Consider the following 17,867-nt stretch of genomic DNA (forward strand, 5'->3'; position numbering starts at 1 on the left):
CATGAGCAAGCAACCACGCAAACAGCGAACCCAGAACCGCGACGCGCCGCTGCACGAGCGGCACAAGCAGGTCCGCGCGACGCTGTCGGCCGACCTCCGCGAGGAGTACGGCCAGCGCAACGTTCGCGTCAACGCGGGCGACACCGTCGAGGTACTCCGCGGCGACGACGCCGGGGAGACGGGCGAAGTCGTCGACGTCGACCTCAAGCGCGAGGTCATCACCGTCGAGGGCGTCGTCGTCGAGAAGGCCGACGGGGAGGAAGTCCCGCGGCCGGTCGACACCTCGAACGTCCGCGTGACGGAACTGGACCTCGAAGACGAGCGCCGCCAAGCGCGTCTGGAGGGTGAAGAATGACGAAGCACCAGAAGCGACTCTCGGTCCCGAACTCGTGGCCGGTCGAACGGAAAGAACAGGTCTGGACGGTCAAAGCCGGCGCCGGCCCGCACGGCGAACAGGGGGTCCCCCTGCTCATCCTGCTGCGGGACGTGCTCGGCTACGTCAACACGAAGAAGGAAGCGCGCTACGCGCTCAACGAGGGCACAGTCCTCGTCAACGGTGACAACGTCTCCGACGAACGCCGACCCATCGGCATGTTCGACATCGTGGCGTTCACCGCCCGAGACGAGTACTACCGCGTCTTCCCCGACGAGGGAGGTCGCCTCGCGCTGACCGCCATCGACGAGGACGCGGCGTCGAGCCGTCTCGGCAAGATCGTCGGCAAGCGTCAGGTCGCCGGCGGCGCGTTCCAGTTGTCGCTACACGACGGCACGAACGTCCAGCTCGACGACGCCTCCGAGTACAGCAGCGGCGACTCGGTCGTCGTCGACAACGAGTCGAAGGAGATCGTCGCGCACTTCCCGTACGAGGAAGGCGCGCTCGTGACGGCCGTCACCGGCGCGCACGCCGGCGAAATCGGCCAGATCTCGGAGATCACCGTCACGCTCGGCAGCGGCGACAACACCGTCGCCGTCGAGCAGGAAGACGGCGAGGGCTTCGAGACGGTCGCCGACTACGTCGTCGTCATCGACGAGAACTTCACCGGCGGCGAACCGGAAGTCACCACCACCGGAGGTGACGACGAATGAGCGAGTCCGTCCACGAGATGCGCCAGGCGCGCGTCGAGAAGGTCGTCGTCCACATGGGCATCGGCCAGGGCGGCCGCGAACTCGCCAACGCCGAGGACATCATCGAGGCCGTCACCGGCCAGCAGAGCGTCCGCACCACGTCGAAGCGTGCCGGACAGGACTTCGGCGTCCGCATCGGCACGCCCGTCGGCGCGAAGGTGACCCTTCGCGGCGAGACGGCCCACGAGTTCCTCGAGACGGCGCTGCCGCTGGCAGACGTCTCGGCGAGCAACTTCGACGATACGGGTAACTTCAGCTTCGGCGTCGAGGAACACACCGAGTTCCCGAGTCAGGAGTACGACCCCGAGATCGGTATCTACGGGCTGGACGTGACGGTCAACCTCGTCCGCCCCGGCTACCGTGTCGCGAAGCGAGACCAGGTGACGCGGAGTATCCCCTCCGGTCACCGCCTGACCCCCGAGGACGCCATTTCGTTCCTCGAGGAGTCGTTCGACGTGGAGGTTGAACAATGAGCGAGAGTGAAACAGACGTGACGGGTGAACACGCCACGCAGCGCACCGGCCAGCGCCACGAGTGCCGCCGATGCGGTCGCAAACAGGCGCTCGTCGGCAAGTACGACATCAACCTCTGCCGGCAGTGCTTCCGCGAGATCGCCCGCGAGATGGGATTCAAGAAGTATCGATAACTATGGCTGACAACGACCCACTCAGCAGCGCGCTCTCCGGCGTCGACAACGCCGAGAGCGTCGGGCATCTGTCCCACGAGGTACAACCCGCCTCGAACATCATCGGCTCCGTTCTCGAGGTCTTCTACGACCGCGGGTACATCGACGGCTTCGAGTTCGTCGACGACGGTCGAGCCGGTCGGTTCGAGGTCGAACTGAAAGGCGCTATCAACCGATGTGGCGCAGTCAAGCCCCGCTATTCGGCGGGTGCCGGCGAGTTCGAGAAGTGGGAGAAGCGATTCCTCCCCGCCCGTGACTACGGAGCGCTCATCGTCACGACGAGCCACGGCGTCATGAGCCACTACGAGGCCCGCGAACAGGGCATCGGTGGCCAAGTAATCGCATACGTCTACTAACATGAGCCGAGTCGAAATCGAAATTCCAGACGACGCCTCCGCCGAGGTAGACCACCTCGACCTCACAGTCGAGGGACCGAACGGGTCCGTCACGCGACGACTCTGGTACCCGGACGTCTCCGTCAGCGTCGAGGGCGACCACGTGGTCGTCGAGAGCGACAACGAGAACGCGAAGACGAACGCGACCATCGGAACGTTCGAGAGCCACGTCCGGAACATGCTCCACGGCGTCACCGACGGCTGGGAGTACCGGATGGAGGTCTACTACGCTCACTTCCCGATGCAGGTTAGCGTCGAGGGCAACGAGGTAGTTATCGAGAACTTCCTCGGTGAGAAGGCACCGCGCCGCGCGCAGATTCGCGGCGACACCGACGTACAGGTCGACGGCGAGGAGGTCATCCTGACGGGCTCCGACAAGGAGGCCGTCGGACAGACCGCCGCGTCCATCGAACAGCTGACGCGCGTCACCGACAAGGACACTCGCGTGTTCCAAGACGGCGTCTACATCACCGAGAAGCCACAGGCAGGTGGTGCATAAATGGCCGACGACGAACCAGAGACACTCGAAGAGATCAGCGGTGTCGGACCGAGCAAGGCCGAAGCACTGCAGGAAGCCGGCTACGAGACCGTCGAGGACGTCAAGGCGGCGAGCCAGTCGGAACTCGCCGACGTCGAAGGCATCGGCAACGCGCTGGCGGCCCGCATCAAGGCGGACGTCGGCGGACTCGAAGTCTCCGAGGAGACCGAGGCCGAAGTCGAAGACGAGGGCGAAGCCGATGAAGCCGAAGAAGCCGACGAGGACGTCGAGACGGAGCTCCGTCCGCGCGGCCACGTCGACAAGACGCCCGACCTCGACGACGAGACGGCGCGCGCACTCGGGCAGAAGCACCGCGAGGGCATGCCCGCGTTCCGCCGCCAGAAGTACTACATGAAGAAGCGAGTCCCCGAGTCGTGGCGTAAGCCGCGCGGCGGACTCTCCAAGCAGCGACGCGGCATCAAGGGCAAAGGCTCGATGGTCGAAGCGGGCTACCGCACGCCGAAGGCCGCCCGCGGCCTGCACCCGAGCGGCTTCGAGGAGGTCCGCGTGCACAACGTGGACGACCTCGAAGGCGTCGACGGCGACACGCAGGCCGTCCGCATCGCCAGCAAAGTCGGCGCTCGCAAGCGCGAGCGCATCGAGGACGTCTGTGAGGACCGCGAGATTCGCGTCCTCAACCCGACCTACGTCGAAGTGGAGGTCGATCAATGACGGACCTCAGCGCACAGCGACGCATGGCCGCCGACGTCCTCGACGTCGGCAAGAGCCGCGTCTGGTTCGACCCCGAGGAACAGGACGAGATCGCCGAAGCCATCACGCGCGAGGACATCCGTGACCTCGTCGACAGTGGCACCATCCGCGCGAAGGACGCCAAGTCCAACTCGCGCGGACGCGCCCGCGAGCGGCAGGCCAAACGAGAGTACGGCCACCGCAGCGGTCCCGGCACCCGGAAAGGGAAAGCCGGTGCGCGGCGAGACTCGAAAGACGAGTGGATGAGCCGGATTCGCGCTCAGCGAGCCCGACTCAAGGAACTACGTGACGACGGTCCGCTGAACCGAACCCAGTACCGCGAGCTCTACAACAAGGCAAGCGGTGGGGAGTTCGAGAGCGTCGACCGCCTCGAAGCGTACGCACGGAACAACTACGAAATCGAACTGGAGGACCAATAGATGGCGACAGGACCACGATACAAGGTACCGATGCGACGCCGTCGCGAGGTCCGGACCGACTACCATCAGCGGTTGCGCCTGTTGAAATCCGGCAAGCCGCGGCTCGTAGCCCGCGTCAGCAACAAGCACGTCAGGGCGCAGCTGGTAACCCCCGGACCCAACGGCGACAACACACACGCCGCCGCTTCCTCCGAGGACCTCGCCGAGTACGGCTGGGAAGCCCCCACGGGCAACCTCCCGAGCGCGTACTTGACGGGCTACCTCGTCGGCAAGCGAGCGGTCGAAGCCGGCCTCGAAGAGGCCGTCCTCGACATCGGCCTGAACACGGCGACGCCCGGCAACAAGGTGTTCGCCGTGCAGGAAGGAGCGATAGACGCTGGCCTCGAAATCCCGCACAACGAGAGCGTGCTGGCCGACTGGTCGCGTAACCGCGGCGAGCACATCGCCGAGTACGCAGAACAGCTCGACGAGCCGCTGTACGGCGGGGAGTTCGACGCCACGAAACTACCCGAGCACTTCGACGACGTGCTCGAACAACTACAGGACGACGAATGAGCAGAAACAACAACGGCTGGGAGCCGCGAACGCGCCTCGGCCGCATGGTCCAGAACGACGACGTCACGTCGATGGAGCAGGCGCTCGACACGGGCCTGCCGCTGAAAGAGCCCGAGATCGTCGACCAGCTCCTCCCCGGACTGGACGACGACGTGCTCGACATCAACATGGTCCAGCGGATGACCGACTCCGGCCGCCGGGTGAAGTTCCGGTGCGTCTGTGCGGTCGGCAACCGCGACGGGTTCCTCGGCTACGCCGAGGCCCGCGACGACCAGGTCGGCTCGGCGATTCAGAAAGCCATCGACGTCGCAAAGCTGAACATCATCAAGGTCGACCGCGGCTCCGGTTCGTGGGAGGACCGCGCGGGCGGCACCCACTCGTTGACCCGGAAAGCCGAGGGCAAGGCCGGCTCGGTGACCGTCGAGGTCATCCCCGCGCCGATGGGTCTCGGCCTCGCGGCCGCGCCCACCGTCCGCAGCATCCTCGAACTCGCAGGTGTGCAGGACGCGTGGACGAAGTCCGACGGCAACACCCGGACGACGGTCAACCTCGCGAAAGCGACGTACAACGCGCTCAAGAACGCCTCGCAGTCCCGGACGCCGCGGCACGCCCGCGAAGTCCAGCAAGAGGTGAACGAGTGATGCGCGCGGTCGTTCAGATTCGCGGTGACGTCAACATGAGCGGTGCGGTGCACGACACCCTGAAGATGCTCAACATCCACGGTGTCAACCACTGCGCGTTCGTCCCCGAGACGGACACCTACGACGGTATGGTGACGAAAGTCAACGAGTACGTCGCCCACGGCGAACCGAGCGCAGACGTCGTCGAGACGCTGCTTCGCAAGCGCGCGGAGCCGCTCGAAGGCGAGGCGACGGTCGACGACGACTACGTCGCCGACAACACCGACTACGACGACCTCGGTGCGCTCGCGGAGGCACTCGTCGACGAGGAGACGACGCTGCGCGAGCAGGGGCTCTCCCCGTCGCTGCGACTCCACCCGCCGCGCGGCGGGCACAAGGGGCTCAAGCACCCGACCACCGAAGGCGGCCAACTCGGCAAACACGAAGCCGAGGACATCGACGCCCTCCTGGAGGCGATGCGATAATGACATCCAAGAAACGTCGACAGCGCGGTTCCCGAACGCACGGCGGCGGCACGCACAAGAACCGGCGCGGTGCCGGTCACCGTGGCGGCCGCGGCCGCGCCGGACGCGCGAAACACGAGTTCCACAACTACGAACCGCTCGGCAAACACGGCTTCACCCGCCCGGAGGACGCACAGCTCGACGTCGTCGAGGTGCGACTCCAGAAACTCGACGAGGACGCGGCGCTGTACGCCGCGGACGACCTCGCCGAGGAGGAGGGCGACGGCTACCGCCTCGACGCCCGCGACGTCGTCGACGCGCGAAGCGACACCGACGTCGTGAAAGTGCTCGGCGGCGGGCAGGTCCGCAACGAACTGCACGTCGTCGCCGACGCGTTCACGTCGACGGCCGTCGAGGACCTCGAGGAGAACGGCGGCAGCGCCGTCCTCTCGGAGTACGGCGAGCATCTCGTCGCCGAGGCCGAGGCGGCCGAGGAAGACGAAGACGCCGAAGGCGACGAGTAACTCCGTCGTTCGACGCGGTTTCTCTCTTTATTCGCGATGAGGAGTGGTTACACTAGCGAACGAGGGTATCGGACGTTGAGTAGCGTCAGTAACCGCCGAGAGCAACAGTCAAACCGATAGGACGCCGACCTGTGGTCGTGACCGAGTCGAGAGAGGGACCGTCCGAGGCGGAGGCGGATGCAGAGCAGACGCCGCGCGGGCGACCCTGCCCGCTCTGCGACGCGCCGATGCAGCACCGCCACTGCAAGTACGTCTGCCCGAGCCACGGCGTCGTCTACGACTGCAGCGACACGTTCTGGTAGCGCCGTCAATCGCGGTGACGGCAGCGGCCGTCGTCGACGAGTCGACGGGCGGACCGTCGACCGCGCTCAACCTATATCTGTACTAATGGTTATGAGCCTGCATTTCGTAAGCCTCCGTAGCTCATGCGCTGTTGTGACCCGAGTAGACGATGGATAAGGCAACCGCAGGGTACGTCCTCATGGTGAGAGACGAACAGGTCGCCCGGAGCAAAGCGATACAACAGCGGACCGGAAAGACGTTCCACTTAGCGACGCGACTCCTCCCTCAGCGAGTCCGCCACGCGACGTACGTCCTCTACGCGTTCTTCCGACTGGCCGACGAAGTCGTCGACGACGTCGGTGACGTGACGCCTGAAGAGCGACGGGCCGAACTCGAACGGCTTCGCGCCGCCGCGCTCGGCGAGACCGAGACCGACGACCCCGTCATCTCGGCGTTCTCGGAGATGCGCGAGCAGTACGGCATCGACGACGCGGACGTGAACACGTTCGTGGACGCCATGCTCACCGACATCACGAAGGGTCGCTACGAGACGTACGCCGAACTGGAGGCGTACATGGACGGCTCGGCGGCCGCGGTCGGTCGGATGATGACCGCGGTGATGGACCCCGACGAGCGCGAGGAGGCGCTCCCGCACGCGACGAAACTCGGCGAGGCGTTCCAGATGTCGAACTTCCTGCGCGACGTGCGCGAGGATATCGACGAACGGGACCGCATCTATCTCCCGCGGACGACGCTCCGCGAGCACGGCGTGACCGACGACCAGATTCGACGCTACGAACTCACCGAGGGCTTTGCCACCGCTATGGAGTCGGAACTCCATCGAACGGAAGCGCTCTATCGTGAGGGCGTCGCCGGAATCAAGTATCTCCCGGCGGACTGCCAGTTCGCGGTGTTGCTCGCGGCGGTGCTGTACGCCGATCACCACCGACTCATCCGCGAGCGGAACTACGACGTGCTCTCCGCGACGCCGGAGTTAGGGACGCTCCGGAAACTGAGTCTGCTCGCTCGGACGCGCTACTACTGGATGTGGACGAAAGACCCCGAGACGGTGTTCTGGCGCGTCAGCTCGGTGTCGAAACGCGGGTCGCCGACGGCCGGTCCGGGACGCCACGACGGGCTTCCGGCGCGCTGAGTCGACCGCGCGCAGCTCTTCTGTCTCCGCAACTCGGACTCACTCCCGTCACGACGGCCGGAACAATCCCGTGTCGAACCGTTCGGTTCGGCGGAGACCGAACCCAAAGAGCACCGCGACCAGCGCGGGGACGTAGTTGCCGAAGACGACGTTGACGCTCCCCCAGAGAATGACGAAACTCACGAGGTCGTCGAGCATGAACTCGCAGCCGGAGAGCCGCGCGAGCAGCGCGCGGCGGTCGAACGCCCAGTCGAGCGTGACGACGGCGACGGTGGCGCTCACGACCCACCCGGCGTAGTTCGACAGCGGGACGCCGTAGAACCCGCCGCCGGGCGGGACGTCGGGGTACACCCAGAACCCGAGCGCGACGGCCCCGGGGTCCAACACGACGTCCATCGCCAGCACGGTCACGATGACCGAAAAGAGGCGCACGGCCGAGTTGTCCGCGCGGTCACCGAGGAGCAGCAGACAGAGCAGGTACGAGTTCATCACCAGCGGGAGGAAGAAGATGGGCAAGCCCAGCGGAATCCCCTCGACGGTCGGCCCGAGGTCGACGCCGTAGTAGAACTCGCCGTAGGGCCACCCCGTCTCGACGCCGGTGTACTCGATACCGTAGGCGTACAGCGCGAGCGCCGAGACGCCCACGACCGCGCGGCGGTCGAACAGCGGGAGCGTGCCGACGACGAGCGGCGAGCGCATCACGGCCGTTCCCAAGAGGAGGAGGACGGCGTTGAACGCCAGCGGTTCGGGAAGCAGTTCGAGGCGACTGGCGACGAGCAACACGCCGCCGACGAGCGGGAACACCACGGAGATCGTAAAGCGGTTCTCGCGGACCAAGCGGTCGAGCCGCGCCTCGATCTCCGTCCGGTTCGAGGGGAGTCGCTCGGAGACCGTCGACACCGAATCAGCCATACACCAGCCTCCAGAGCGCGCCCATCGTGAGTACCATCCCGACACCCGTGTTCAACGCGGGGTACCACCAGTACGCCCGCGAGACGTCGACCTCGGACAGATAGATGACGAAAACGACGACCGGATACGCCAGCAGCAACAGGCCGATCCGAAGGTCGACAGCGGCGAACGCGAGCGCCGCGGCGAGCCAACAGCCCGCACAGTAGGCGTACGTCCGGGTCTCGCCGAGCACGGTGGCGGTCGTCCGAATCCCCGCCTCGCGGTCGGGGTCGATATCGGGAATCGCCGAGAACGTGTGCATCCCCATCGTCCAGAGCCACCCGCCGAGCACGCCCGCGAGCGGTGGATTTTCGCCAGCGACGGCGGCGTAGGCGGCGACGCCAGGCAGGATGTACAGCCCGTTCGAAATCGAGTCGAAGAGCGGTTTGGTCTTGAACCGAAGCGGCGGGGCGCTGTACTCCACGGCGAGGAAGAAGTGCGCCGCCAGCCAGCCCCACGCGACCCGCGGCGTCGCCGCGAACAACGCCAGTCCCAAGAGCCCAGAAACGACGACGACGGCGACGACGACGGGGTCGCCGCCGAATCGCACTTCTCTCTCGTCCTTCTTCGGATTCTCGGCGTCGATGTCGGCGTCGAAGACATCGTTGACGCCGTAGAGAAGCACGTTCCCCGGGACGAGAAAGTAGCCGAACAGCGCCAGCGCGAGCGGGTCGAAGAGGTCCGGAACCGCGTCGGCGGCGAACGCGACGCCGACGACGACGGGTCCCGCGAGGTAGAACCAGAAGCGCGGCCGAGAGAGCTTCAGCAGGTAGCCGAGGCGACCCATCAGTCGTCCGTTCGACTCGTCTGCTGTCGTTCTGTCGAGACGCCGTCTGCCTCGCGTTCGTCGCCAGAACCAGCCTCGTCGTAGGCGGTGTCGGTCACCTCGCTGGTTTCCCCGTCGGAGCGAACGATTTCGTCTTCGGCGGTTCTGGATGGCCGCGGGTCCTCGCGGCCCGAATGCGTCGCCATCGACTCGGCGGTGAGTCGGCCGCTGATGAGACACATCGGCACGCCGATACCGGGCGTCGTGTACGACCCGGTGAAATAGAGTCCCGGCACCTTCTTCGAGCGGTGGGGTGGCCGCAGGAGCGCTGTCTGTCGGAGCGTATGCGCCATCCCGAGCGCCGTCCCCTGCTGGCTGTTGTAGCGCTCCGCGAAGTCGGCGACGCAGAACGACTTCTCGAAGACGATGCGGTCGCGGAGTTCCACACCCGTATTCTCGGCGATGTCGTCGAGGACCAGTTCGCGGAAGGAGTCACGAATCTGGGCTGTGTCTTCCAGTCCGGCGGCGATGGGGACGAGGACGAACAGGTTGCTGTGGCCCTCGGGGGCGACAGAGTCGTCGGTCTTCGAGGGGACGCAGAGGTAGTACGCCGGGTCGTCGGGCCACGAGTGGTCACCGAAGATGGTCTCGAAGTGCGGCTCCCAGTCGGTCGGGAGCACGAGCGTGTGGTGGGCCAACTCCTCGACGTCGCCCTCGACGCCGAGGTATAGCAGGTACGCCGAGGGGGCATAGGTTCGAGAATCCCAGTAATCGGCGTCGTACTGTCGTTTTTCCGGAGGAAGGAGTTCCTGTTCGGTGTGGGCGTAGTCGGCGTCGGAGACGACGAGGTCCGAGAGGTACTCCTCGCCCGACTCGGTCCGGACGACGAACCCGCCTTCGCGCCCTCGGATTTGGGTGACCGCGTCGTCGGTGTGGAAGGTGACGCCGAGTTCCTCGGCGAGGTCGGCCATCGCGTCGACGACCGCACCCAGTCCTCCGTCGGGGTAGTAGACGCCGAGTTCGAAGTCGACGTGGCTCATCAGGCTGTACAGCGCCGGCGTGTTCGACGGCGCGCCGCCGAGAAACACCAGCGTGTACTGCATTATCTGCTGGAGCTTCGGGTGGTCGAAGTAGTTCTCGACGTGACCCTGCATCGAACCCACGAGCGAGAGGCCCCACGCGTGCCGGAGCACGTCGGTGTCGACGTAATCCCGTAGGCGCGGCCGGTCCTCGTAGACGAAGTGCTCCATCCCGATGCGGTAGTTGCGCTCGGACTTTTCGAGATAGCGTTCGAGGCTCTCGCTCGCGCCCTCCTCGTAGGAGTCGAACAGCAGTTTGTTCGTCTCAAGGTCGGGGACGAGGTCCACGCGGTCGCCGTCTTTGAAGAAGATGCGGTAGTGGGGGTCGAGCCGTTCGAGGTCGTAGTAGCCGGTCGGTCGCTTCCCGAAGTAGCCGAAGAAGTCCTCGAACACGTCGGGCATCAGATACCACGAGGGTCCCATGTCGAAGCGGAAGCCGTCCTCCTCCAGCCGACTCGCGCGCCCACCGAGTTGCTCGTTCTTCTCCAACACGGTGACGTCGGCTCCGGCGTCGGCGAGGTAGCAGGCCGTCGAGAGGCCGCCGAACCCGCTGCCGACGACGACGACGGACTGCCCCGCGAGCGACGAGAGGGCGTCGCGGACGCGTTCGCGGTCGCCGTCGAGGCCGGAGCCGAACCGCCGACCGACGTCCGCGGCGGGGGTGTCCGCCTCGACACCGTCGCTGACGGCGTCGGCGCTGCCGCTGCCGTCGCCGTCCGTTGGGAAGGTCATGACACACACTTGGAGCGTTCGGGGCATAAAACGAGTGACTGTGGCACCGTCGCACGATTCGACGGCTGCGGCGGCGTCCGACCGCAGTCGCTCACCGCCGCCGGCGATTCCTCTTTCTCGCCGGCAGACCCTACTGCGCGTCTTCGGTGTCGACTGCCGCCTCGTCGACGGCGTCGGCGACGGCTTCGACGATGGACACCACCGGTTCGTCGGGCGCGAGTGCGAGGAAGATCCCCTCTCTGTCGAAGTAGATCCGCAGGAACTTGAGGTAGTCCATCGCCGTGGTGACGTAGTTGACGCGGTCGGCGATAGGGAACAGTTCCTCGGTCAGAAGGTCAATCTCCGCGAAGTCGATGCCGGCGTAGTTGTGAATCTCGTCGAAGTGCGCGACCATCTGCTCGCGGTCGCGGTAGAACGTGCGCGTGACGTCGTCGACGTGGAGTAGTTCGTACGCCTCCGGCGTGTAGACGGCGAACGAGTACAGCGGTCCGTCCACGGCGTCCCGGGCCGCCCCGAGTACGGCGTCCGCGTCGAACGTTACGACATCGGAACTGTGTGTCATATCACCACCGACGCGGCTATCGACAAAAGTGTGTACACTCCGGTTCGGGAGGTCCACCTTTAGGTCGGATTCGTCCGAACCGACAATATGGACGATACGACGGTCGTCGTCACGGGTGCGAGTCGGGGAATCGGTCGGCGCGTCGCCGCGGCGTTCGCCGCCGAGGGCGCGCGCGTCGTCGCCTGCGCCCGCGACGACGAGGCACTGGACGAACTCGCGGCGGACGTCGCCGAGAGCGGCGGGACGCTGCTCGCCGAGCGCGCCGACGTGCGCGACGAGTTCGACATGGAGCGACTGATGGAACGAGCGGCGCGCGAGGGAGGGCGGATAGATACCCTCGTCGCCTGCGCGGGCGTCAACCACGGGACGCCCGGCGAGATGCCGACCGCCGAGGAGTCGTACGCGCGCTTCGACGACACGATGCGGACGAACGCCCGCGGCGTGTTCGCGACGGTCAAAGAGGCCGTCCCGCACATGGCCGACGACGCACGCGTACTGGTCCCCTCAGGTTCGGTCGCCCGCGAGGCGAAAGCCGGGATGGGCGCGTACGCCGTCTCGAAAGCCGCGGCGGAGGCGCTGGTTCGGGGGTTCGCGGCCGACTTAAAGCAGACCGTCGGCGTCGTCGATCCGGGTCTCGTCGCCACCGACCTCACCGGCGGACGTGGTCGCGACCCCGACGACGCCGCGGCGATGTTCGTCTGGGCGGCGACGGACGCCGACGCCGCGGACCTCGACGGCGAGATTCTCGACCTCCGGGCGTGGGAGACGGCGACGCGGTGACGAGGGGGCGACGCGGTGACGAGGGGGCGACGCGGTGACGAAGGGGCGACGCGGTGACGAAGGGGCGATACCCGGAGTGCGTGGTCGGAGAGAACGACGGATGTATTAATCTGTGAGCCTCAGTTCACAACGTGCAACGACGCTCGGCGATAGGCCTCGGTTCGGTCACGCTGCTGGTCGTTCTCTCGTCGCTCGCGCTCGAACGCGGGGCGAGCGACCTGCTCGTCATCTCGTGGGTGGCGTTTCTCGCGATGGCCGTCGCGGGATGGCTCGGCGCGCGGCGAACCGCCGAGCGCGCGGGCGCCCTCGTCTGGGGCTACGGCCTCGCCAGCGGCGCGATGATAACCAGCGCCGCCGTCTTCTTGCTCCCGCAGGCTATCGGCGTCAGCGGCGACGTCCCGCAGTACGGCGGCTTCGGCGTCGCGCTCGGACTGCTCGTCGGCTTCGGCTCTCACACCGTCGGCCACCGTCTCGCTCACCTCAATCTGCCGCTGGACCGCACCGTGACGGAACTGTCGGCGCACGCGCTGTCGGCGGGAGCCATCATCGGCATCGTCTACGGCAACATGGAGGTGGGTCTGACGCTCGGTCTGGCCATCGTCTCGCACAAGGGGCCGGCGGGCTACGCTGCGGCGACGCGCCTGCGCCGCGCCGGTCGGGAGTGGTCGGTTCTCTTGCTACCCGCCGCGGGCGTCGGTCTCGCCGCGATTCTGTCGAGCATCGTCGTCCTCCCGGCGACGCCAGCGGTTCGCGGAATCGTCTTCGGGTTCGCCGCGGGAGTGTTCCTCCACGTGGCGATGGATTTCCTCCCCCGATGTGAACTCGGCAGCGAGGTTCACGAGGCGCTCAGCGTCGACGGCGACGCCCACGCGCTGTTGGACCGGTTGCGGGTTCACGCCGTCGCCAGCACGACTCTCGGCGGCCTCGTCGTCTTCGCCGCGTGGGTCGCGCTCTGAGGTCTGCTCGGGTCCGGGGGGTCAGAAGTCGAGGCCGATGGGCCACTCACAGGAGGGGCAGGTGAACGCCACCGAAATCTTGTCGGGGTCGCGTCCCTCGAAGAACGCCGGTTCGTACGACGAGAGCACCGCGTAGTGGCCGCACTCGGGGCACTCCTCGGTGAGTTCCGCGAGGATGTCCTCGCGAATCAGTTCGACTGCCGCGTCCTTCTCGCTTCGGGGGACGGCGATGGCGCACTCGCGCTGTCGTTTCGTGCGCGGGTCCATCGCGCCCGTCGTCGGGTCCATGTTGGTGGGGGTCGGCGGGCCACTCATAGGCTTTCTGAACCGGCCGAGTGTCAGTCGAGCGGGAAAATTACCCGGACTAGACGTCGGTCCGGTCAGTCCAACCGCCGCAGTTGCAGCGAGATGCCGCCGACGCAGAGCAGCAGCACGACGAGGTTGAACGCGCCGCGGAAGAAGATGCGGTACTCCGAGGCGACCCACCGGTCGATGACGCCGTTGACCGCGCCGTACAGTTGTATCGACGCGACGAGCGCGAACAGCACTAACACCGCCAACGCGGCGTAGTTTACGAGCGCCCGCACGTCGCGCCCCGACCGACTCGGTTTCGCGTTCGGGTTGTGGTCAGTACTCGTTTCGGTGTCAGTACTCGTTCCGTCGCCAGTACTCGCGCTGTCGTCAGTACTCGTTCCGCCGTCGGTTCGTGTCGGGGGTGTGTCGTCCGTGTTCATCTCTCTGGTAATCGAGCCGTCGTTCGCGTTCATTCGGACCGCCTCCGGGCGAAAAGCGCCGTCGCGAGCAGAGCGACGGCGGTGACGACGACGCCGAAGCCGGGCGTGTCGGTCTCGGTTCGCACGGCCTGGCCGTCAGCGGCGGTGGTCTCGTACCCGCTGTCCGACTCGCCGTCGGAGTCGAAGTCCTCCACCTCGAACTCGACCTCCTGTTCGGTGACGTTCGCGCTGATGCGCTCTGTCGGGTCGAGGTTCGCGACGCTCTGTGCGGAGTCGACGTGGACGTCGTCGCGCCACAGAACGGCGTCGACGTAGTAGTTGTACTCGTCGGGCACCGTCACCGAGGCGTCGACGGTCGAGGTTCGACCGGCGCGAATCTCGCCGACGGGGACGGTGACGCGGTCGGCGACGACGTTCGATTCGGCCTGCCGAACGACGAACGTCACTTCGAGGTCGCCGGTCGGCGTGTCGCCGCCGTTCGTCAGCGCCGCCGAGAGGTCGAGGCTCACCCGATCGCCCTCCGCGGAACCGACCGAGACGGAGACGGGCTGTAGTCCCGTCGCGTCGGCGAACTCGACGTTCGAGTCGGCGTAGGGGGGCGTGAGTGCTTCGAGACCGCTGACGCGCCGACTCTCGCTGTCGACGCGCTCGCCGTCGCGGAAGACGACGGTCTCTATCTCGTAGCCGCCCTCGCGGGCGACGGTGAGGTTCGTACGGACGGGCGTCTCGCGGTCGCCCGCGAGTTCGCCCACCTCGACGGTGCGGCTCGTCTCGACGAGGTTCGACTCGCTGTCGACGGCACGGAACAGCACGGTCACGTTGTCGGTGGGGTTGCCGCGGTGTTCGAGTCTGGCTTCGACCGCCAGCGTTGCCGTCTCGCCCGTCGCGTCGCCGGGGGCGATGGGAACCTCTTCGATCTGGACGTAGCCGGGGCGGAGGGGACCGTCGTCGGTCGGGTCGGCGAGGGCACCGGGGACCACCGCGGCGGCGACGAGCGACACCGCGACCACGACGGTGGCCGCGGCGACGAACGTCGTTTCACGGTTCATGTCACGGCGGACACGTGTCGTCGTTAAATGTTTTGTGTAGTTTCCGACTGAAAAGAGTTCGGTCGGTCGACCTCGGGAGTTCAGCGCTCAGCGTCGGCTTCGGCCTCGAACACTTTCTCGGTGAGCGCGGGGACGAACGTCCCGATGTCGGTCACCATGCCGATGGCCTGCGACGACCCGCGGTCGAGCAGTTGCGTCACCGTCGCCGGGTTGATGTCGACGCAGACAGTCTTCGTCGTCGACGGCAGGCAGTTGCCGACGGCGACCGAGTGCAGGAGCGTCGACAGCATCAACACGAGGTCGGCCTCGTGGGCCTGCTCGCGGATGGCGTTCTGCGCCTCGACGGCGTCGGTGATGGTGTCCGGCAGCGGCCCGTCGTCGCGGATCGACCCCGCGAGCACGTACTCCACGTCGTTTTGGACACACTCGTACATCACGCCCTCCTGGATGAGTCCGGCGTCGACGGCCTCGCGGATACCGCCCGCGCGGACGACCTCGCTGATCGTGTAGATGTGGTGTTTGTGGCCCTTCCGGGGGTGTTCCATCGTCTCCATGTCCATCCCGAGCGAGGTGCCGTAGAGGCCGCGTTCGATGTCGTGGGTGGCGAAGCCGTTGCCCGCCGAGAGGCCGTCGACGAACCCCTCGCGGACGAGGTCCGCGAGCGCGTCACCTGCCCCCGAGTGGATGAGCGCGGGGCCGGCGACGACGAGCACGTTGCCGCCCTCGCGCTTCGTCTCGACGAGCGCCTCGGCGACTTCGCGGATGAGCGACTCCGAGGGTCGCTCCGATGAGACGCCGCCCTGCATGAAGCCAAATGGCCCAGAAGCGTCGCGGGGGCGCTCCGGCGGGTTGACTCTGATACCCGACTCGCCGACGACGACGAGGTCGTCTTCGCGAATCGCGTTCAGCACTTTCGTCCGAGCGCTGCGGTCGCCGTTTTCTCCGTCTTCTATCACGACGGCGCAGTCCATCTCGATGTCGTCGACGGGAATCCACTCGTCGCGGTAGAACACCTCCGTCGGGTGGTTCGTCGTCGAGTAGAAGCCGGCGGGGACAATTCGGTCGCCGGGGGCGGGTTCGACCGAGGCCGGGCGCGGGTCGGCGGGGTTCGCGCCGCTCTGGTGGAGCTCGTGGACGATGGTCTGCAGGTCGCCCTCGGTGTCGGCGGAGACGCGCATCCGGCAGTAGGTCGTGGCGTCTTTGTGACGGCCGACTTCGAACTCCTCGACCTCGAACGAACCGCCGAGGTCCATCACGATGCCGAAACAGCGACCCATCATCCCCGAGTCGATGATGTGGCCCTCCAGTTCAACGGTGCGAGAGACGGTCATAGCGGAGAGACGCAGGACGGAGAAAAGAGGGTTACGTCGCGGGGGAAGCTTGCGACCGGGCGAACGGACGGCGAGGTGAGAGTTTCGAGGAGCGGCGCGGTCAGTCGGACGGTTCGCCGAGCACCCGGTCGAGGAACGCCAACTGGTGGGCGAGCGACTCCTCGAACGCCGCGCCCCCGTAGAGGTCGAAGTGACCGACCGGCATCCGGACGAACGTGCCGTTCGGGAGCTTCTCGGCGGCTGCTTCGACGTCCGAGGCGGGGACGACTTCGTCGCGGTCGCCCGCGATGACGAGCGTCGGGCACTGGACCTCCTCGGTCTTCGTCCCCGGTCGGTAGCCCGGAAGCGAGAGGAACACCCGCGCGGGCGTCTCGTTCTCCCACGCCGACTCCGGCGGCACGAGATCGAAGTAGCCGGTCTTCGCGCCGGGTTCGTTCAGCACGGCGAACTCCTCGGGCGTGCCGACGACGGGGACGGTCTTCGACCGGCCGACGACCGAGAGCAGTTTGTCGGCGAGCGCCAGCGGCAGCGCCTTCGCGACGTACTTCAGCCCCTTTCGAAGCGTCGTCGACCGACCGTCGACGAACGGCACCTGCGCGACGACGGCGGCGACGTGTGGCTCCCCGGCGGCGACTTCGAGGACGTGACCGCCCGCGAACGACGACCCCCAGAGGACGAGTCGGCTCGAGTCGACGCCGTCGAGTTCGCGGGCGTGTTCGATGGCCGCCCGCCAGTCGGCGACCTGGCGCTTCGGGCTGACGAGGTTCCGGGGGTTCCCCTCGCTGTCGCCGAAGTGGCGGTGGTCGAAGATGAGGACGGCGTAGCCCCGCTCGGCGAACCGCTCGGCGTAGGCGGGGAGACCGAACTCGCGTTCGCCGCCGAAGAGAGCCGACAGCAGAATCAGCGGCGGATTCTTCGGTCGGTCGGGGCGGTACAGCGACCCGACGCAGCGGTCGTCGTCGCTGTCGAAGCGGACGCGGACTTTCGAGAACTCGTAGCGCGAGGGGCGGCGCTTCTCGCCCGGCGTCGCGTTCCCCCGGTCGCGGTGTCGCCACGCGCCGGTCTCTCGGCTCATCTGCCACCTCCGAGGGAAGCGACGGGTTCCTCTTCGAGCGTGTCGAGGACGAGTTCCGAGAAGTCCTCGTCCGAAAGGCTGTATGCGAGGTACTCCTCGAACCACTCGGCTTCGACCCGCCAGCGACCCTGCACGTCGTCGTCGGTCCGAATCGACGTCGCGCGGACCAGTTCGGGGTTCCACTCGCCCTCTCGCGCGAGGTCGATGAACGCCGTGAGCGCCTGGCCGACTTCGCGGTGGTTGACGTGTGCGGCGGGGAACGCCGTCATGTACGTCAGTTCGACGCCGTCGTCGGTATCGTCGCCGACGCGTACCTCCTCGACGCTGATACCGTTGCCGCGGAGTTCCTCCTCCAAGACGTTCGGGTCGGTCATGGCACAC

Annotated in this window: 25 protein-coding genes and 1 pseudogene; 16 read left to right on the forward strand and 10 right to left on the reverse strand. The window is 66.8% G+C overall.

All coding sequences use genetic code 11. The features are described 5' to 3' along the window. Position 1 precedes the first annotated feature (1 nt). From rplX to LAQ74_RS01830, 14 genes are all read left to right on the forward strand, one after another. Positions 2 to 355 carry a 50S ribosomal protein L24 gene (rplX, locus tag LAQ74_RS01765; RefSeq protein ID WP_224334254.1) on the forward strand — a complete coding sequence of 118 codons (354 nt, stop codon included), beginning with the start codon at positions 2 to 4 and terminating at the stop codon, positions 353 to 355. Beyond that, entirely contained in the window at positions 352 to 1,086 is a 735-nt protein-coding gene (locus LAQ74_RS01770) for a 30S ribosomal protein S4e (RefSeq protein WP_224334256.1), read from the forward strand. Before rplX ends, LAQ74_RS01770 begins: the two co-directional genes overlap by 4 nt. Beyond that, positions 1,083 to 1,598: a 50S ribosomal protein L5 gene (locus LAQ74_RS01775; RefSeq protein ID WP_224334258.1), complete on the forward strand. Its 516-nt coding sequence runs from the start codon at positions 1,083 to 1,085 to the stop codon at positions 1,596 to 1,598. The genes LAQ74_RS01770 and LAQ74_RS01775 overlap by 4 nt, the downstream gene beginning before the upstream one ends. Further along, entirely contained in the window at positions 1,595 to 1,771 is a 177-nt protein-coding gene (locus LAQ74_RS01780) for a 30S ribosomal protein S14 (RefSeq protein WP_058582407.1), read from the forward strand. Before LAQ74_RS01775 ends, LAQ74_RS01780 begins: the two co-directional genes overlap by 4 nt. A 2-nt stretch (positions 1,772 to 1,773) precedes the next feature. Continuing rightward, entirely contained in the window at positions 1,774 to 2,166 is a 393-nt protein-coding gene (locus LAQ74_RS01785) for a 30S ribosomal protein S8 (protein WP_224334260.1), read from the forward strand. 1 nt (position 2,167) lies between these two features. Continuing rightward, positions 2,168 to 2,704 (forward strand): 50S ribosomal protein L6, encoded by a 537-nt coding sequence (locus tag LAQ74_RS01790; RefSeq protein ID WP_224334269.1) that lies wholly within the window; start codon positions 2,168 to 2,170, stop codon positions 2,702 to 2,704. Next, positions 2,705 to 3,415 (forward strand): 50S ribosomal protein L32e, encoded by a 711-nt coding sequence (locus LAQ74_RS01795; protein WP_224334271.1) that lies wholly within the window; start codon positions 2,705 to 2,707, stop codon positions 3,413 to 3,415. It begins immediately after the preceding gene. Continuing rightward, positions 3,412 to 3,873, forward strand: a complete 462-nt coding sequence (locus LAQ74_RS01800) for a 50S ribosomal protein L19e (protein ID WP_224334272.1) — start codon at positions 3,412 to 3,414, stop codon at positions 3,871 to 3,873. Before LAQ74_RS01795 ends, LAQ74_RS01800 begins: the two co-directional genes overlap by 4 nt. Then, entirely contained in the window at positions 3,874 to 4,428 is a 555-nt protein-coding gene (locus tag LAQ74_RS01805; RefSeq protein WP_224334274.1) for a 50S ribosomal protein L18, read from the forward strand. It begins immediately after the preceding gene. After that, positions 4,425 to 5,069 (forward strand): 30S ribosomal protein S5, encoded by a 645-nt coding sequence (locus tag LAQ74_RS01810; protein ID WP_058582413.1) that lies wholly within the window; start codon positions 4,425 to 4,427, stop codon positions 5,067 to 5,069. Before LAQ74_RS01805 ends, LAQ74_RS01810 begins: the two co-directional genes overlap by 4 nt. Next, positions 5,069 to 5,533, forward strand: a complete 465-nt coding sequence (locus tag LAQ74_RS01815) for a 50S ribosomal protein L30 (RefSeq protein ID WP_224334276.1) — start codon at positions 5,069 to 5,071, stop codon at positions 5,531 to 5,533. Before LAQ74_RS01810 ends, LAQ74_RS01815 begins: the two co-directional genes overlap by 1 nt. Continuing rightward, a complete protein-coding gene (locus LAQ74_RS01820) occupies positions 5,533 to 6,036 on the forward strand; it encodes an uL15m family ribosomal protein (RefSeq protein ID WP_224334278.1) in 504 nt (167 codons plus the stop codon). Before LAQ74_RS01815 ends, LAQ74_RS01820 begins: the two co-directional genes overlap by 1 nt. A 137-nt stretch (positions 6,037 to 6,173) precedes the next feature. After that, the gene (locus tag LAQ74_RS01825; RefSeq protein WP_224334280.1) at positions 6,174 to 6,338 is read left to right on the forward strand and encodes an HVO_2523 family zinc finger protein; all 165 of its coding nucleotides are present in this window, start codon (positions 6,174 to 6,176) and stop codon (positions 6,336 to 6,338) included. Between the two features lie 179 nt (positions 6,339 to 6,517). Beyond that, positions 6,518 to 7,471, forward strand: a complete 954-nt coding sequence (locus LAQ74_RS01830) for a phytoene/squalene synthase family protein (protein WP_224337332.1) — start codon at positions 6,518 to 6,520, stop codon at positions 7,469 to 7,471. Between the two features lie 48 nt (positions 7,472 to 7,519). On the opposite strand, the gene cruF is transcribed toward LAQ74_RS01830, so the two are convergent. The 4 genes and pseudogenes from cruF to LAQ74_RS01850 all read right to left on the reverse strand — a co-directional run bounded on the left by cruF (position 7,520) and on the right by LAQ74_RS01850 (position 11,561). Beyond that, positions 7,520 to 8,383, reverse strand: coding sequence for a bisanhydrobacterioruberin hydratase (cruF, locus tag LAQ74_RS01835; protein WP_224334281.1), 864 nt, complete (start codon positions 8,381 to 8,383; stop codon positions 7,520 to 7,522). Further along, positions 8,376 to 9,209 (reverse strand): prenyltransferase, encoded by an 834-nt coding sequence (locus tag LAQ74_RS01840; RefSeq protein WP_255647714.1) that lies wholly within the window; start codon positions 9,207 to 9,209, stop codon positions 8,376 to 8,378. The genes cruF and LAQ74_RS01840 overlap by 8 nt, the downstream gene beginning before the upstream one ends. 167 nt (positions 9,210 to 9,376) lie before the next feature. Then, a pseudogene (locus tag LAQ74_RS01845) lies at positions 9,377 to 10,999 on the reverse strand (phytoene desaturase family protein); the annotation flags it as partial. 130 nt (positions 11,000 to 11,129) lie between these two features. Then, positions 11,130 to 11,561, reverse strand: coding sequence for a hypothetical protein (locus tag LAQ74_RS01850; protein ID WP_224334283.1), 432 nt, complete (start codon positions 11,559 to 11,561; stop codon positions 11,130 to 11,132). 87 nt (positions 11,562 to 11,648) lie between these two features. Between LAQ74_RS01850 and LAQ74_RS01855 the strand changes: the two genes are divergently transcribed. Then, positions 11,649 to 12,341, forward strand: a complete 693-nt coding sequence (locus tag LAQ74_RS01855) for an SDR family NAD(P)-dependent oxidoreductase (RefSeq protein WP_224334285.1) — start codon at positions 11,649 to 11,651, stop codon at positions 12,339 to 12,341. 131 nt (positions 12,342 to 12,472) lie between these two features. Beyond that, a complete protein-coding gene (locus tag LAQ74_RS01860; RefSeq protein WP_224334294.1) occupies positions 12,473 to 13,297 on the forward strand; it encodes a ZIP family metal transporter in 825 nt (274 codons plus the stop codon). A gap of 21 nt (positions 13,298 to 13,318) precedes the next feature. On the opposite strand, the gene LAQ74_RS01865 is transcribed toward LAQ74_RS01860, so the two are convergent. The 6 genes from LAQ74_RS01865 to LAQ74_RS01890 form a co-directional block, all read right to left on the reverse strand. Continuing rightward, positions 13,319 to 13,585, reverse strand: coding sequence for a hypothetical protein (locus tag LAQ74_RS01865; protein WP_224334296.1), 267 nt, complete (start codon positions 13,583 to 13,585; stop codon positions 13,319 to 13,321). 92 nt (positions 13,586 to 13,677) lie between these two features. After that, complete coding sequence (locus tag LAQ74_RS01870; protein WP_224334298.1) at positions 13,678 to 14,064, reverse strand: DUF8060 family membrane protein; 387 nt, start codon at positions 14,062 to 14,064, stop codon at positions 13,678 to 13,680. After that, the gene (locus tag LAQ74_RS01875; protein ID WP_224334300.1) at positions 14,061 to 15,080 is read right to left on the reverse strand and encodes a DUF7490 domain-containing protein; all 1,020 of its coding nucleotides are present in this window, start codon (positions 15,078 to 15,080) and stop codon (positions 14,061 to 14,063) included. The genes LAQ74_RS01870 and LAQ74_RS01875 overlap by 4 nt, the downstream gene beginning before the upstream one ends. A gap of 80 nt (positions 15,081 to 15,160) precedes the next feature. Continuing rightward, positions 15,161 to 16,411 carry an ornithine cyclodeaminase, nickel-pincer nucleotide-dependent gene (locus LAQ74_RS01880; RefSeq protein WP_224334302.1) on the reverse strand — a complete coding sequence of 417 codons (1,251 nt, stop codon included), beginning with the start codon at positions 16,409 to 16,411 and terminating at the stop codon, positions 15,161 to 15,163. 100 nt (positions 16,412 to 16,511) lie between these two features. Next, positions 16,512 to 17,486, reverse strand: coding sequence for an alpha/beta hydrolase (locus LAQ74_RS01885; RefSeq protein WP_224334304.1), 975 nt, complete (start codon positions 17,484 to 17,486; stop codon positions 16,512 to 16,514). Beyond that, the gene (locus LAQ74_RS01890; protein WP_224334306.1) at positions 17,483 to 17,860 is read right to left on the reverse strand and encodes a DUF8159 domain-containing protein; all 378 of its coding nucleotides are present in this window, start codon (positions 17,858 to 17,860) and stop codon (positions 17,483 to 17,485) included. Before LAQ74_RS01890 ends, LAQ74_RS01885 begins: the two co-directional genes overlap by 4 nt. Positions 17,861 to 17,867: the final 7 nt, after the last annotated feature.

Source organism: Haloprofundus halobius (assembly GCF_020097835.1).
GTDB lineage: Archaea > Halobacteriota > Halobacteria > Halobacteriales > Haloferacaceae > Haloprofundus > Haloprofundus halobius.

What these genes read in the sequence shown, in the direction of transcription:
- rplX (WP_224334254.1), top strand. Translation starts at nt 2, where the DNA reads ATGAGCAAGCAACCACGCAAACAGCGAACCCAGAACCGCGACGCGCCG.
- LAQ74_RS01770 (WP_224334256.1), top strand. Translation starts at nt 352, where the DNA reads ATGACGAAGCACCAGAAGCGACTCTCGGTCCCGAACTCGTGGCCGGTC.
- LAQ74_RS01775 (WP_224334258.1), top strand. Translation starts at nt 1,083, where the DNA reads ATGAGCGAGTCCGTCCACGAGATGCGCCAGGCGCGCGTCGAGAAGGTC.
- LAQ74_RS01780 (WP_058582407.1), top strand. Translation starts at nt 1,595, where the DNA reads ATGAGCGAGAGTGAAACAGACGTGACGGGTGAACACGCCACGCAGCGC.
- LAQ74_RS01785 (WP_224334260.1), top strand. Translation starts at nt 1,774, where the DNA reads ATGGCTGACAACGACCCACTCAGCAGCGCGCTCTCCGGCGTCGACAAC.
- LAQ74_RS01790 (WP_224334269.1), top strand. Translation starts at nt 2,168, where the DNA reads ATGAGCCGAGTCGAAATCGAAATTCCAGACGACGCCTCCGCCGAGGTA.
- LAQ74_RS01795 (WP_224334271.1), top strand. Translation starts at nt 2,705, where the DNA reads ATGGCCGACGACGAACCAGAGACACTCGAAGAGATCAGCGGTGTCGGA.
- LAQ74_RS01800 (WP_224334272.1), top strand. Translation starts at nt 3,412, where the DNA reads ATGACGGACCTCAGCGCACAGCGACGCATGGCCGCCGACGTCCTCGAC.
- LAQ74_RS01805 (WP_224334274.1), top strand. Translation starts at nt 3,874, where the DNA reads ATGGCGACAGGACCACGATACAAGGTACCGATGCGACGCCGTCGCGAG.
- LAQ74_RS01810 (WP_058582413.1), top strand. Translation starts at nt 4,425, where the DNA reads ATGAGCAGAAACAACAACGGCTGGGAGCCGCGAACGCGCCTCGGCCGC.
- LAQ74_RS01815 (WP_224334276.1), top strand. Translation starts at nt 5,069, where the DNA reads ATGCGCGCGGTCGTTCAGATTCGCGGTGACGTCAACATGAGCGGTGCG.
- LAQ74_RS01820 (WP_224334278.1), top strand. Translation starts at nt 5,533, where the DNA reads ATGACATCCAAGAAACGTCGACAGCGCGGTTCCCGAACGCACGGCGGC.
- LAQ74_RS01830 (WP_224337332.1), top strand. Translation starts at nt 6,518, where the DNA reads ATGGTGAGAGACGAACAGGTCGCCCGGAGCAAAGCGATACAACAGCGG.
- cruF (WP_224334281.1), bottom strand. Translation starts at nt 8,383, where the DNA reads ATGGCTGATTCGGTGTCGACGGTCTCCGAGCGACTCCCCTCGAACCGG.
- LAQ74_RS01840 (WP_255647714.1), bottom strand. Translation starts at nt 9,209, where the DNA reads ATGGGTCGCCTCGGCTACCTGCTGAAGCTCTCTCGGCCGCGCTTCTGG.
- LAQ74_RS01850 (WP_224334283.1), bottom strand. Translation starts at nt 11,561, where the DNA reads ATGACACACAGTTCCGATGTCGTAACGTTCGACGCGGACGCCGTACTC.
- LAQ74_RS01855 (WP_224334285.1), top strand. Translation starts at nt 11,649, where the DNA reads ATGGACGATACGACGGTCGTCGTCACGGGTGCGAGTCGGGGAATCGGT.
- LAQ74_RS01865 (WP_224334296.1), bottom strand. Translation starts at nt 13,585, where the DNA reads ATGGACCCGACGACGGGCGCGATGGACCCGCGCACGAAACGACAGCGC.
- LAQ74_RS01870 (WP_224334298.1), bottom strand. Translation starts at nt 14,064, where the DNA reads ATGAACGCGAACGACGGCTCGATTACCAGAGAGATGAACACGGACGAC.
- LAQ74_RS01875 (WP_224334300.1), bottom strand. Translation starts at nt 15,080, where the DNA reads ATGAACCGTGAAACGACGTTCGTCGCCGCGGCCACCGTCGTGGTCGCG.
- LAQ74_RS01880 (WP_224334302.1), bottom strand. Translation starts at nt 16,411, where the DNA reads ATGACCGTCTCTCGCACCGTTGAACTGGAGGGCCACATCATCGACTCG.
- LAQ74_RS01885 (WP_224334304.1), bottom strand. Translation starts at nt 17,486, where the DNA reads ATGAGCCGAGAGACCGGCGCGTGGCGACACCGCGACCGGGGGAACGCG.
- LAQ74_RS01890 (WP_224334306.1), bottom strand. Translation starts at nt 17,860, where the DNA reads ATGACCGACCCGAACGTCTTGGAGGAGGAACTCCGCGGCAACGGTATC.